11 protein-coding genes are annotated in these 13,955 nt (G+C 68.6%); 6 read left to right on the top strand and 5 right to left on the bottom strand.

Annotation, left to right across the window (positions count from 1 at the left end):
- Positions 1-86: 86 nt before the first annotated feature.
- On the bottom strand, positions 87-410 hold the full coding sequence (locus ACIBST_RS40545; protein WP_397178831.1) for a hypothetical protein: 324 nt from the start codon (positions 408-410) through the stop codon (positions 87-89).
- Between ACIBST_RS40545 and ACIBST_RS40540 the strand changes: the two genes are divergently transcribed.
- From ACIBST_RS40540 to ACIBST_RS40525, 4 genes are all read left to right on the top strand, one after another.
- Entirely contained in the window at positions 387-812 is a 426-nt protein-coding gene (locus tag ACIBST_RS40540) for a hypothetical protein (protein ID WP_397178830.1), read from the top strand. The genes ACIBST_RS40545 and ACIBST_RS40540 overlap by 24 nt on opposite strands.
- A gap of 62 nt (positions 813-874) precedes the next feature.
- Positions 875-1,348, top strand: a complete 474-nt coding sequence (locus ACIBST_RS40535; protein WP_397178829.1) for a helix-turn-helix domain-containing protein — start codon at positions 875-877, stop codon at positions 1,346-1,348.
- A gap of 1 nt (position 1,349) precedes the next feature.
- Positions 1,350-2,009: an IS630 family transposase gene (locus ACIBST_RS40530; protein WP_397178828.1), complete on the top strand. Its 660-nt coding sequence runs from the start codon at positions 1,350-1,352 to the stop codon at positions 2,007-2,009.
- A gap of 62 nt (positions 2,010-2,071) precedes the next feature.
- Complete coding sequence (locus ACIBST_RS40525) at positions 2,072-2,395, top strand: Tn3 family transposase (RefSeq protein WP_397178967.1); 324 nt, start codon at positions 2,072-2,074, stop codon at positions 2,393-2,395.
- 158 nt (positions 2,396-2,553) lie between these two features.
- Here the strand turns inward: ACIBST_RS40525 and ACIBST_RS40520 are convergent, their stop codons facing one another.
- Positions 2,554-3,864, bottom strand: coding sequence for a serine hydrolase domain-containing protein (locus ACIBST_RS40520; RefSeq protein WP_397178827.1), 1,311 nt, complete (start codon positions 3,862-3,864; stop codon positions 2,554-2,556).
- A 176-nt stretch (positions 3,865-4,040) separates the two neighbouring features.
- Here ACIBST_RS40520 and ACIBST_RS40515 point away from each other — a divergent pair, with 176 nt between their 5' ends.
- On the top strand, positions 4,041-5,033 hold the full coding sequence (locus tag ACIBST_RS40515) for a tyrosine-type recombinase/integrase (RefSeq protein WP_397178826.1): 993 nt from the start codon (positions 4,041-4,043) through the stop codon (positions 5,031-5,033).
- 95 nt (positions 5,034-5,128) lie between these two features.
- On the opposite strand, the gene ACIBST_RS40510 is transcribed toward ACIBST_RS40515, so the two are convergent.
- Complete coding sequence (locus tag ACIBST_RS40510; protein ID WP_397178825.1) at positions 5,129-5,296, bottom strand: hypothetical protein; 168 nt, start codon at positions 5,294-5,296, stop codon at positions 5,129-5,131.
- 919 nt (positions 5,297-6,215) lie between these two features.
- On the opposite strand from ACIBST_RS40510, the gene ACIBST_RS40505 reads away from it, so the two are divergent.
- Positions 6,216-12,941: a LamG-like jellyroll fold domain-containing protein gene (locus tag ACIBST_RS40505; RefSeq protein WP_397178824.1), complete on the top strand. Its 6,726-nt coding sequence runs from the start codon at positions 6,216-6,218 to the stop codon at positions 12,939-12,941.
- Here the strand turns inward: ACIBST_RS40505 and ACIBST_RS40500 are convergent.
- Both ACIBST_RS40500 and ACIBST_RS40495 read right to left on the bottom strand, forming a co-directional pair.
- Positions 12,899-13,660: a methyltransferase gene (locus ACIBST_RS40500; protein WP_397178966.1), complete on the bottom strand. Its 762-nt coding sequence runs from the start codon at positions 13,658-13,660 to the stop codon at positions 12,899-12,901. The two genes, ACIBST_RS40505 and ACIBST_RS40500, sit on opposite strands and share 43 nt — an antisense overlap.
- Complete coding sequence (locus ACIBST_RS40495) at positions 13,572-13,955, bottom strand: MerR family transcriptional regulator (protein ID WP_358299925.1); 384 nt, start codon at positions 13,953-13,955, stop codon at positions 13,572-13,574. Before ACIBST_RS40495 ends, ACIBST_RS40500 begins: the two co-directional genes overlap by 89 nt.

Here is a 13,955-nt window from a genome sequence, read left to right as displayed (position 1 = left end):
GACGACCGTCCCGGAAGCGGAGGACGGTGAGCGCTCAGAGGAGACCGCACGCGCGGCACACCAGCGGTGCTTTCAGATGCGTGGGCCTAGCGTGCGGAGACGGCGAGCAGACCGGCGGCCAGGGCGCGGCCGTGCGCGGCGGCGTGCCCGCCGTCGCCCAGCCGGATCTGCCGGTCTTCGTGGTGCAGCACCACGGCGCCGTCCGGCTGCCGGGCGACGACAATGCCGGTCCCGGGCAGCCTCACGCCGCGGACGCCGTCGCCGAGGTCACCGCTGAGATCGGCCAGGTCGGGCAGCACCAGCCCGGCGGCGGCCTGCGCGGCGGCCAGCCGGTCACGTAGTTCCCGCACCTGTTCGGCGTCGCGTTCGCGTTCAGCTTGGGCGGCGTGGGCCTGCTGTTCGGCGGTCACGGCGCGCTCGCGCTGGAGATCGCGATCGGTGCCCGCCTGGCGCAACTCCTCCTCGGCGCGGGCCTGCAGTCGCGCGGCGGCGGCCGCTTCTCCCTGCGCGGCGACCAGGGCCAGGCGGGCGTCGGTCGCCTCCTGCCTGGCGGCCTCGGCGTGGCCTTCGGCGGTCTCGGCCCGAGCATGAGCCTGGCGGCTGTCGTGCTCGGCGCGTTCGCGGGCGAGGTCGGCGTCGGCGGCCGCGGTCCGCAGGGTTTCGGCGTGCCGGTCGAGCTCGCGCCGGGCCTCCTCCAGCGCGGCGGACGTCCTTTGCTGCTCGGCCTGGGCCTGCTCCCGCTCACGCAGGGCGTCGTCGCGGGCCTAATGTTCTTTCCGGCCCGACTTAGTGCTGCGTTCCTCAAAGGGTGAGCATCTTCTTACTGGTCCGCTGCGCTGAGCAGAGACATCGTGCATGGCAGGAGGGCTGCGCCATGCCGAAGCTGTTACGTGCCCGGACACCGCTAGATGACCGGGAAGAGCGCCAGATCCGCAGGCTGGCCGGGGCCCGGCATGCCCCGGCTGACTGGATCCAACGAGCCACCATCATCACCATGAGCTGGGACGGAGCGCGTGTCCCAGCGATCGCTGCGCGAGTGGGCTGCCATCCGGCGACGGTGCGGCGCCGTCTTCGCCGCTTTTCCGCCGACGGGATCGAGGGCCTGGCCGACCTGCCGGGGTCGGGCCGCAAGCCGCGCATCACCCAGGAGGAACGCTCCCAGATCATCGCGTTGGCCAAAAGCCCGCCACCAGGCCATCCCCACTGGCAGGACGGGGGCGAGTTGCGAGCCGCCGACGAGCAGGGCCGGCAGTGTGGACGCTGGACACACTCACCGCCACAGCTCGCAGCGCGGGAATCGACGTGCACCGCTCCCAGATCCGCCGAATCCTGCGCAAGGAAGGGGTGAGATGGCGCCGTACTCGATCCTGGACCACCAGCAAGGATTCCGAGTTCGCCGCAAAAGAACGTTGATCGTCGGCCTGTACACCGATCCACCCGCCAACGCGGTCGTGGTGTGCGCCGACGAGCTGGGCCCCATCGTCCCCCGGACCTTCCCACCCGGACCGGCCTGGTCGGCCGATGGCCACCGGATCAAAGCACCGCTGGACTACGCCCGAGGCCCGGACAAGACCTGGGTGTACGGCGCGTTGCGGGTCGCCGACGGCACCGCGCTGACGATGACCGCCTCGTCCCGCAACAGTGCCTGCTACCAGCAATTCCTCCAACAGCTCGAGGACGCCAACCCCGGAGAGGGCGACATCTGGGTGATCGCCGACAACCTGTCCAGCCACAACAGCGTGGCCACCCGAGCCTGGCTGGCCGACCATCCCCGGATCCGCCACGCATTCATCCCCGTCGGCGCCTGCTGGCTCAATCTGCAGGAACCCTGGTGGCGGATCTTCCGGCGGCACGCCTTGGCAGGAGTGTCCTTCTCCTGCCCCGACGACATCGCCTACGCCGCCCGTATCGCCACCACCCAACTCAACCATCAGGCCAAACCCTGGATATGGGGACGGCCGCCACCGTCTCCCCGACGCTTACGTCGCCGGTTCGTCTATGCCCTTTGAGGAACGCAGCACTAGTGCGTGTTTGAGATCGGCGATCTTCGTCAGTCGCAGACGATTCTGGCCTGTCGTCGAGCGGGGCCCATGCGGGTGAGACGGCGGGCCATACCGGCGATGGCAGCCCAGCGGATGATGGCCTCGGAAACGGCGGGGTCGCGTTCGTAACGCTGGTCGCCGACCTGGTCATGTACCAGACCACGCTGGACATGTCGCTGGTGCTCAACCAGCTGCGCAGCGAGGGCGAGGCGGTGCATCGCGCAGAGGTGGCCATCATGTCGCCTTACCAGGAGGACAACGTGCGGCGCTTCGGTGACTACATCTACGACCTGGACGCACCACTGGAGGGCATGGAGGTCCACCTCGACATCGAGGAGGAAGTAACGGCCTGACACGAGCCTGCCGCCGCAAGCCGCCGGCACCGTAAGCAACGACACAGGTCAGATCACCGACCCGGAGCGACGTCCAGGAGTCGCTCCCCTCTCATCTGCCTGCCCGACCACAGTGCACGTCTGGTGGACCGCTACGCGTACGTCGTCGGCGGTGACCATCAGGCGATCCGGTAGGCGGCAGCGCCGTCGTGCAGGAAACGGGCGCGGCCGTGGCCGTCAAAGCCGACCAGGGACAGGACCTGGTGGCCGCCGGACTTCGGTTCGGCGGTGATGACCGAGCTGTCGCTGAGGCGGACGACCTCGACGCGCTTCCCGGACCCGCCGAGGAAGGACTCGGCGATTTCATTGCGGGGGCGGTAGATGAGGAACGCGCGGTCGTGCTCGCTGGTCAGGGTGATGTCGTACAGGGTGGAGCGGTAGGTGCCGCACATGCGGTCCGCGTCGATCCCGGCCGGGTTCAGGGGCGGCACGGGTAGCGGAGCCGTCTCGACGCCGGCAAGGTCCTTGAGCACCGCATCGAAGATCTCGTAGGCCAGGGGCTCACCGCCCGTGCTGTTGGTCAGCACGGCCACCGCCACACCCGCCGATGGGACGACACGAAGCCATGCCTTCTGCCCCTTGGCGACACCGGTGTGGCCGACGACGCCGTCCTGGTAGAGCATCCAGCCAAGTCCCCAGCCGATGACGCCGCCGCCGAAGTCCGGGACGGATTCCACCTGGGGTTCGCGCAGTGCCGCCAGCGCGGGGTCGGTGAGGTGCAGGCGGACGAACTCCAGCAGCTCGTGTGCGCTGATCGCGAAGTGCGAGCCGCTGGGCGCGGAATAGTAGGAAACCGCCCACTCTTTCACCGGTACGACCTGTCCGCCGGTCAGGGTGTGGCCGACCGCGGCGCGGTGCAGGATCGCCTCGTAGGTGTCGAGGGCGGCGGTGCGCAGGCCCAGCGGTGCCACCAGACGTTCGCGGAGCACGTCGTGGAAGGGCTTGTCGCGTAACACCTCCACCAGCCTGCCGAGCACCACGTACCCGCTGTTGGAGTAGGACAGGACGGTGCCGGGCGGGAGAGGCTGGTCCGCCTTGGCGAGGGTGGCGACGAACTTCTCGATCGCGTCGTTGTTGCGGCCGGTGTCGGTGAAGTGGTTGCTGTCGATACCGCCGGTGTGGGTGAGCAGGTGGCGGGCGGTCAGGGACGCGGTGGCGGCCGGGTCGCTCAGCCGGAAGCCGGGCAGGTAGTCGCGAACGGGACGGTCGAGATCGAGTGCACCGTCGTCGGCCAGTTGCTGGATCAGCGTGGCCGTCCAGATCTTGGTGATCGAGCCGATCTTGAAAACCGAGTCGGTCGTGGCCTCGACTTGGGTGCTCAGACTCAGCACGCCCGCGGCCTCGTCCTGAATCTCCCCGTTGGCCAGCACGGCGACCTGTGCGCCTGGTACGTCATACTTCGCGACAAGCTCGCCAAGATCCCATCCCATCCCGCCAGGCTAGTGGTAGGTGGCCTCCACCTGATCCGGGATGGGTTTCACCCTGGAGGGGCAGGCCGCCGATGCCGCTGCGGTCGCACGCGACAGGGTGATGGTTGTCCAACCGCGCGCGGACATTCTGCTCGCGCTTCCGAGATTAATCCAATCTCGGAAGTACACTCCCAGATGTGGGTTCCGAGATTACGCGCTCCGAACCCTCACAGGCGTTCGGATCCGCTTCCGAGATTACGCGGCGCCGTCCGGGCGCCCGCCCCACCCGGCTCCCACCCGCCTACGACGGCGTCCTCGGCGAGTACGCCGCGGCGCTGGAGCGTGCGCCGCTGTCGGACGAGACCCGGCGCACCTACCGCTCCCGGGTACGCATGTTCCTGTCCTGGCTGGCCGACCACGCCGCCACCTATTCCGCCGATCCTCTCGCCGACCGGCAGGCGCGGGATTGGGCGGTGCGCGACTACCGGATGTGGCTGCTGCGCGACGGCCCCGCCAAGCGCAGCCGCGTCTACGTCAACTCCACCCTCACCGCGCTGGACGACTTCCACGTCCGCCGGGGCCTGGGCAAGGCCGACATCGCCCGCGAAGACCTGCCCAAAAGCGCACCGCGCGCCCTGGAGGAACGCGCCCGCATCCGCTGGCTGCGCGCCGTGGAGGCGCATCTGTCCCCCCGGGGCCGGTGCATCGCGCTGATCCCGTACTACGCCGGCGCCCGCATCAGCGAGGTCGTCCGCCTCGACGTCGACGACATCCAGATGTCGGCCCGCAAAGGCCGGCTACGCCTGTACGGCAAGGGCGACAAGTTCCGCGAAGTCGACACCCACCCCAAACTCCGCACCGAACTGCAACTCTGGCTCGACGAACGCCCCAACTGGCCCCACGCCGGCGACAACCGGGCCCTGTTCCTCAACGCCAAGGGCGGACGGCTGACCACTCGCGCTGCAGGCGGCATCATCGCCGAGATCGCCCAGACAGCTGGGCTGGACGACCCCACCACGGCACACATCCTGCGCCACACACTCGCCACCACGCTGGTCCGCGGCAAGACCGACCTGGTCCTGGTCGCCGAGATCCTTGGCCACGCCCGCCTGGAGACCACCCGCCGATACAGCTTGCCCTCCGACAAGGACAAGGAGGACGCCATCAAATTGATCACGGTTGACCGCTGACCGCCCACTTGCCTGCGGAAACGGGCGTCAAGATCGACTCATGGCCGGTTTTACCCGTATCTCGGCTGGACCCGTGGACCTGCAGGTGTGCAGCGTCAGCCGGCCGGTTCCGGCGAACCCCCGGCCGTTGCCCCGTTGACCAGCTTCGGGCCGACGTTGAAGCCGAACGCTTCGACCTCGATGTCCCCCGTGCGGGTTCCGGGCGAGTCGTCCGGCGAGGTGTGGCCGATGTCGAGGTGTAGGGAGCCGGACGGGACCGTCATGCTGCACCACCACGACACCCGCATCCGGCTCGGCGACCCGCAGCTCTCCAGCTCGCGGACGAGCCCTGGCCGCCGCGCTATTGGCCCTGTCCTCCGAACATCCCTGATCGCCCTGGCGCGGACGATAGCGACATTTATCGACGAATGTCCATGCGGGCATGGCTGGTTCAGGCCAGGTCCGGGAGCACCCCGTCGCGCACTCGGAGACCGGGAGAAGCCGTGGGAACGTGAAGGCTGCTCGAGGACTTGCTCGATGACTTCGGCTTGTCCGCTCTGCCCGGCCGGAAGGAGCGGGCGGCAGTTTCGATGGAGTCCAGGCCGAGGAGGGCTTGGACTTGGGCAGGGTCGGCTCCACCCTGGCGTAGGCGGGTGAAGCGCAGGCGCGCCCACGAGGTGCTGCGCCTCGAACTCCTCGCCCAGGGCGCGTGGCACACCCCTCCCCGGACGCCCTCACCCTCCTCCGTCAGGGGCGGAGCGCCCTCTTCCGCTTCTGAACCCATTTGAAACGATCTTCAGGACGGCGTGAAGAGCGTTGTGTCGCCAGGGGCCTTCTTCCACTCCGGCGCCTTGGCCGTCACCGTCACAAAGTGGCCGGATGTGGACAAGGTGTATCTGATGACCTGGTGACACTGTCAGCGCATGCTGGGGTGGATCGAGTTGGGGGGTGATGGCTGTCCGCCCAGGTGAGGGCGGCGGCGGGGCTGCCTGCTCGCGGGGCATGGGGTTGCTTGTGTCGCTTGCGAGTACCGACGTGTGACGGTCACGTCGTTGTTGTGCGCGCGTCGCCGATGGGCGGCGCGTATTCACGTCGTTCCGCGTGAGCCTTCACGCGTGCGTTCAATCCGGCCGCGTTGCCTTGGTTTTGTGCTGCGCGAATTCCTGCGTTCTTCGGGGGCTCAACAGTGGAGGAGTTCACCCCGTGCACGACGAGAATCTGGTGAAGGTCTATAAAGACCGCGAGTACACCTGCACGACCATGGTCCGCCACGACGGCATGGTCGTCGCCTTCGCGATGTCCGAGCGCGTCGTCTACTACAGCGTGCTGAGCCTGGACCAGGCCGACCGGGCGCGGGGAGCGCTGGACGCCGCCTACTGGAACAGCGACCCGGGCGTGCTGTCCTTCCCCGCCGAGATCGTCGACGTGGGCGCGGAGATACCGGCGGCGGCGGCCATGCCGACGGTCAAGAAGCGCGGCCTTGCGGAGGTGGCGCCGTCCGAGCAGTTGCTGGCCGGGGAGGATCACCCGTTCCTGTCCACGACGGCCCGGCTGACCTCTGCCTTCCCCCTGCAGGTGCTGTCGGACGGCCGGCACATCCTGGTGTTCCGTCAGTCGATCGCCGCCGGTGACGAGGGGTCGGTGTATGAGACGACCGGGGGTGCCTGGTCGGGAGACCCGGCGCGTGAGGACTTCGCCGAGGTCGGCGGGGCCAAGGTCGCCATGACCGACTCCGAGTTGCTGTGCGACCGGTTCGTGCTGGTCGGCGACGAACTCAAGCCGGTCGTGGAGGTGCGCTACCAGCGCAGCCGCAGCCGGGTCGCGCCCGCCTCCGGTGGCGACACGCTGGGCACCCGAGACATGGAGGGGCGGCTGTTCTTCGAGCCGACCATGAAACTGTCGTTCGCGGGCAAGCTCGACGGCGGGGTGTTCTCGGTGTCGTTGCTGCCGACCGCGGTGTCGGGGCTCTCCCGCTGGCAGATCTTCACCGCCGACGGCGACGGCGTCGTACACAGCTACAACCTGGAGCAGAGCCCCGAAGGGCTGTTCAACGTCCAAGGCACCCAGCTGTACACCAGCCCGGACGAGAAATACGCCAGTTCGGTGCTGGAGCGTGCGCCCGGGATCGACTCCCACACCGGCAAACCGCTGGTGCCGGTCCGCCCGACGCAGCACCAGGGAGGCACCGCGCTGCGCTTCGACGGGACCAGGAGCACCCCGGCGGGGGCCTACATGGGCAAGGCCGCCACGAAGGCCCCAGCCGGGGCGTACACGATGGAGGCCTGGATCAACCCCACCGCCGCGGGCGGGCTCATCGTGGGCCGAACCGACACGGCCGGCTCCGCCACCCTGGTCCACCTGAGCCTGGACGCCGACGGCAAGCTGGTGTTCGGCCACGGCTCGCAGAGCCTCACCTCCACCGCGGCGGTCCCGATGAAGACCTACTCGCACGTGGCGGCGGTCTTCGACGGATCGGCGATGCGTCTGTACGTCGACGGCGTGTCGGTGGGCACGCAGGCCACCTCCACGGCGGTAGAGGTCAGCGCCCAGCTCGTGGTCGGCAAGCGGACCGCGTCGAACAGCACAGCGATGGACCCGTTCACCGGGCAGATCGACGAGGTGCGGATCTGGAAGGCCGCCCGCGCCGATTTCACCGGCCGGGGGCAGCGGCTGACCGGTATGGAGCCGGACCTGTTCGCCTACTTCCCCTTCGACGAAGGCTCGGGCACCCAGGTACGCGACCGCGGCGTCAACCAGTTCGTCGGCACGCTGGAGGATGGCGTGGTCTGGACGGATTCGGACGCGCCCCTCTACGACAGCCCAGGGGTGAGCAGGCAATCGTTCTCCATCAGCGGGCGCAAGGTGGTCTCCGGTCTGGCCGCGAGCCTGTACTACCAGCAGCAACCGGTGGTGACGGGGTACACCGGCAAGCCCGCGCCGGAGAAACGGCAGGCGCGGGTGCTGCTGGCCTTCGCCACCTCCGGGCCACCGCCGGAGGGCGAACCGAGCGACCGTTCCTACATCGCGACCCTGGACTTCGCGCTGTCACAGGAGGGACGGCTGGCCACAGCGCCGGGCGTGATCGACCTGACGTGGCTCGGACAACCCGACCCGACCGAGGACGAGGACGAACTCCAAGCGGCGCAGGACGACGTCACCACGATGCGCGGCCAGCTCTACAACGACCAGGCGCTGGCGGCTCAGCTTCCGGCTCACACCGCGCGGTTGCGGCAGATCGACCACGAGGTGTACTCCGGCGGCCTGTTCAGCCTGCACGCGCTCAACAACAACATCAAAGGCCCCGCCCGCGACTGGACCGGTGACCGGGAGAAGGAGCGGAAGCTCCTGGCCGAGAAGGACCTGCTGGCCCCGAAGTGGTATGCCTCGATGGCGGCCCAGGGGCGGCTTGGCTACGACAAGGCGGCCCTGGATTCTGCGCGCAACCATCTGGCCACGCTCAGCGGCGGCCAGCTCGGCGCGGCCGAGGCGGTCCTGGCGATGCCGGCGGTGAGCACCGACCGCTCCGGCCTGACCGTGCTGGGAGCCCTGCTGTCCTTCGCCTGGACCACTCACGCACCCGCGCTGCTTGACTGCTCGACCGGTGAGGTGGCGCTGTACTTTCGCGGCGGCGACGGTCAGTTCTTCGCCGTCTACTACGCCACCACCATCTCTCCCGCCGTCAAGCAGATCGAACTGCCGAGCGGCGCGCTACGCCTGACCGGCCGCGACGTCGCGATGAGCCTGGCCGACTTCGCCGTGACGGTGGAAGCCGGCGAGACCGGCGTGTGCACGGTGAAGATCACCCGGGACAAGACGGTCGAGACGTTCACCTCGGTGCCCGATCGGGCCGACCTGCTGGCGGCCGTGCTGAACGGCACCTCACAGGGATTCGACCTGGGCACCGTCCTGTTGATCAAGGACGAGACCGTGACGCTGGCCGAGCCGCTGACGACCACCCTGGTGGCGGGTTCGGCCATCACCGTGGGCGAGGACAGCCGCACCGTGGCCACCGCCCAGTCCGGTTCCACGCAGATCACCCTGACCACCGGCAAGCTGACCGCCACGGCCGGCGCCAAGGTCCGCACCGGGGCCTACGACTACACGCTGGCTTCCTGCAACGTCCCGGGCATGTCGCCGGCCCGCGGCTCACTGCTCGTCAGCGCCCACGCGGGCACCGCCACCGCCGCGGTGCCCGCCGGGACCGCCGAGAACGTCAGCGAGCCACTCGGGCCGCGCTGGCACGGTGACGCCCCGGGGCGGGCGTTCGCCTTCGACACCGCCGCCGGGCACGCTCTGGAACTGTCGGACACGGAGAACATCTCCGCCCTGGCCGCATCGGGGGACCTGACCATCGAGGCGTGGGCCAAGCCGACCTTCATCGGCGAGATGGACTCCATCCTGCTCACCGATGTGGGCGACACCGCATACTCCCTGGGCCTGGTGAGCGCCACGCTGGACTCCGGCAAGGCGGGCTACCTCCTCCAGGCGAGCGTCAACGATCAGACCGTCGTCACCACCCAGAAGTTCGCCGTGGCCGAATGGGCGCATCTGGCGATGGTGTTCGAGCAGGACTGGGCGATCAGCATGGACGACACCGGATATCTGAACGCCGGCGGCGCGGGCGGCCTGGACATCGTGGACGACCTGACCATCGAGGCGTTCCTGCAACTCGACAAGCTCAACATCCTCAGCTTCCCCGTCCGCCATGGACTGGTGTGCAAGGGCACGTTCGACGCCGGGAACCAGACGGCCGTCCCCTACTGCCTGTACGTGGAGACGTCGCAGTCAGTGGCGCTGTTGAAGTTCGCCTTCGAGGCCAGCTCCGGCAGCTCAAAGGTCGAGCAGTACGTCTACACCGCGCAAATACCCCTGGTGAAGGGCCGGTTCTACAAGGTCGCCGTCACCCGCAAAAACCCCACCGGCACCGAAAAGCGGGTGGAGATCTGCTTCTACGTCGACGGAAAGAAGATCGGCGAATCGCAGTGGTACAGCGGCGCCAAGCCGGTCGGCAACGACTCGCCGGTGGAACTGAGCCGGAAGATGCCGGGCACGACGGCGGGCACGCTGTCGGAGCGCCTGCAGGGCACGCTGTCGGAGGTGCGGATCTGGAACGTCGCCAGGGATGCCGACCAGATCGGTACGCCGATCACGGCCAAGGCCTCCGGTCTGGTCGCGTGGTGGACCTTCCCCGAGGCGAAGGGCTCGCGCAGCGAGGATCTGTGCGGCTCCTACCCGGCCACGCTGCACTCGGTCACCCGCGTCCGCACCCCTGACCCCCAAGGCAACCGCTTCATCCTCTACCGCAACGGCGACCCCGTCCCCGGCACCGTGTCGCAGGGGGGTATGGTTTCCGGATCTCCCAACTCGATCGTGGCCCACAATTACACCGGCGACCTGGACGAGATCCGGGTGTGGCGTACCGCGCGTACCCAGGAGCAGATCCTGGACAACATGTTCGGCCGCGTCCGCGGCGACCGCCAGGAGCTGCTGGCCTACTACCCCTTCGACGCCGACGACACCCTGGCCGGGGCGCAGGTGAAGGATGCGAGCCTGGGCGGTCATCACCTGACCCAGTCGACACCGGCCCCCGACATCGTGCTGTCCACCGCGCCGATCTCCGCCGACGCCGCCCAGATCCGTTCCGCTCTGACCGGGATCCGCACCTCCTTCCACACCACCATCGCCCACACCCCGGCCGCCACCGAGTACGGCGACATCCAGCGGATCGCCGACGACGCGGTGATCGGAGTGCTGAAGCGGGCCTACACCTACCTGCGCTCCGACAAATCCTGGATGCTGAGCACCGGCTACAAGGTCGGCGAGCTGACCACCACGTGGGTGGGACAGGCCCAGTTCGACCCCCAGCTCATCGGCTACATCGAAGGCGCCCCGCCGATCCCGTCGGAGAACCTCATCGCCGGGACCGCCGACGACTACGCGGGCGCATCCTCGATCGCCTTCGTCCAGGCCGATGAGGTCGTCAACGCCCTGTCCTCCGACAAGCACCACAGCGTCGACTCCTCCCTGAAGGTCAAGTGGGACCAGGAGATCAACGACCAGGTCTGGGCCGTCACCGCCCCCTTGGGCGCCGGCACGGCCAAGCCCATCGCCGAAGTGACGGCTGCCTTCGGAGCCAGCCTCGAACTCAAGTACTCCAACACCTGGAGCAACGAGACCAGGGTGAGCCAGGGCACCAACACCACCCGCGCCAGCACGGTGAAACTCAGCGGCGGCTGGGAGGACCCCGACAGCACCAAGCAGGTCAACCCCGTCGCCGGGCGGCGCTGGGTGCCGGCCAACGTCGGGTTCGCCGTCGTGCAGTCCGAGACCGCCGACCTGTACGCGCTGCGCCTGCTGCACAGCGGCGCCCTGGTCGCCTACCGGATGCTGCCCAGCCCCGACATCCCCCGCGACTGGAACCTGATCCCCTTCCCGATCAACCCCCGCTACACCAAGCAGGGCACCCTGGACGGCGTCATCGGCTTCGGCGAGCACGAGACGAACAACGGCCTGCAGCCCTTCGCCGACCCGGACTTCCCCAACGCCGCCGACGGCGTACCCGGCGAATACAGCTACTTCCGGCCGGTGGAGGCGTATCGGATCAAGAAGCGTATCCAGCGCGAGCAGCAGCAGCTACAGGGCTTCTACGAATCGGTCTCCACCGAGACCCACGCCTACGATCCCACCCACGGCCAGGCGGCCAAGGTGCTGAACGGGATGATGGGCGGCACCGGCGCCGAGGTCACCCAGGGCGGCAACCCCGAGAAGGGACGGGCGGCCATCCGATCGGCCGCACGCCGCAACATCGTCAACACCTACGTGTGGACCGCCGCCGGCGGATTCTTCGCCGAGACCACCGGCACCACCGACCAGGTCACCGAGACCACCACCGGCTCCTACACCTTCAACGGCACCATCGGCGGCACCTTCGGCCTCGGCTTCGAAGTAGGCGGCTTCGGCTGCAAGTTCGGCGTCGAAGCCTCCATGGGCACCGGCTACAGCATCACCCGCAGCAAATCCAAAGAAGCCACCCGCACCTTCAGCCTGGACGTCAGCTGCGCGCCCGGCGCCCGATTGCAGAAGTTCGACGGCGACACCCCCCTGTTCGACGCCGACGGCAAGCCGATCCTGGTGCCCGGCCGCGTCGACGCCTACCGCTTCATGAGCCTCTACCTCGACACCAGCACCGACAACTTCGAAGACTTCTACGGCAAGGTCATCGACCCCGAGTGGCTGGAGCGCGGTAAGGACCCCAACGCGCTGGCGCTCAAGCGGGCCCGCCAGTCCGACCGCAAACCGCCCTGCTGGCGCATCCTGCACCGCGTCACCTTCGTCAGCCGTGTCCAGGACACCGCCGCCACCACCACCCCGTCCCTGTCCCAGGCCATGGGCAGCCTCGGCATCGCCAGCGACTACGAGCTCATCCACCGCCTGAAACCCCACCTGACCGGAGCCACCGCAAGCTACAACGCCCTGAGCACAGCGGTCAGGACCGCCCTCGCCACGCACTTCACCCGCCTTGTCCCCTACACCGACACCGTCGTGGACCGCCTGGCGGCCTACTACGAACTCGTCCCAGAAGCCCCCGCCGTCACACCGGCTCCGGCTCCCGCTACGACTCCGGAGCCGGAGCCGGAGCAGACGAACACGCTGACCACCACCGCAGCGTCCGTCGCCAAGGGGACGAACTTCACCCTGAAGTACTCCACCGCCCCCGCCACCGTCAGCGACAAGAACTGGATCGGCCTCTACCGCGTCGGCGACAAGCCCGGCGTGAAAGAGTCCCTCACCTACAAGTACGCCCCCGGCGCCAGCGGCAGCATCACCCTGCCCACCAGCAGCCTGTCCGCGGGAACCTACGCGGCCTGGTACCTCCACAACAACGGCTACACCACCCTGGCAGGAGCCCTCACCCTCACCGTGACATGACCCACCAGGCCACCGACCAACCACCGTCGTCCCACCCGGCCCGGGACGACGGTGGTGTGGCCTCCCCGTCGAGGCTGCCGGGTCTGGTGGTGGCGGGTCATACCCGCCGCACTGCTGATCAGGACCGCCACCTGGGGCACCGTGCGATGGCTTCCGCAAGACCTGCCCCATATGCCGATCCCGCAGCAGGTCTCCACCCGGTGGTGCGGACCCGTAGTGGGACGTTGCGGCGGATTGACGGCGAGAAGATCTGCGCTCATCGGGGCAAGGAGACGCCAGTCGGCCTCCCAGAGGGTGAGTCGCTTGCGAGCCTCGTGACCGAGGAACGGGATGACGTTGCGGGCGGTGTCGGCAAGCGCGGCCCCGTCATGGTCCTGAGCGATCACGTGCCGGGCTCCAGCGGTCAAGGCGGCCAGAGTGATCAGGCCAGCTCCGCACCCCGCGTCCAATACGACCTGGTCTCGGGTGTCGTCCAAGGTGGAGGCGAGAAAGGCGGAGAAAGTCGACGGCCGGTGCACACCCGGGCTGGCTTCCAGCTTGCGCCCCACGCTGCCCCATGCCGAGCAGTTCGCCGAGGTCCTCAACCGGACGCTCGCCGGACGGCCGGCCTCGACGGGGCCTGGTGGATCGTCAGGAGGCGGGGGCGGCCGACGAGGAGACGGTGAGGGGCGCGGCGGCGATGACGGCGTCGAGTAGGTCACGCGAGGCTTGCAACTCATCGATGGCGCGGGTGATGCGTTCACGCTGGTGTTGCAGCTCGTCGATGATCTCCGGGCAGACGGGCACCAGGTTCCCGGCCTTGACCCGTATGCAGGGCAGCACCTGCCCGATGGTCTCGGTGTTGAGCCCGGCCGACAGCAGACGGCGAATGCGCAGGACGGTGTCGACATCCGATTCCTGATAGTAGCGGTAACCGCTGGCCGCTCGTTCCGGCCACAGGAGGCCCTGCTTCTCGTAGTAACGCAGCAGCCGCTCATGAACCCCGGTACGACACGACAGCTCCCCGATACGCAC

Source organism: Nonomuraea sp. NPDC049684 (genome assembly GCF_044465345.1).
Lineage (GTDB): Bacteria > Actinomycetota > Actinomycetes > Streptosporangiales > Streptosporangiaceae > Nonomuraea.
Note: the sequence above shows the minus strand (reverse complement) of the source record. Positions and strands in the feature narration are given on the sequence as shown.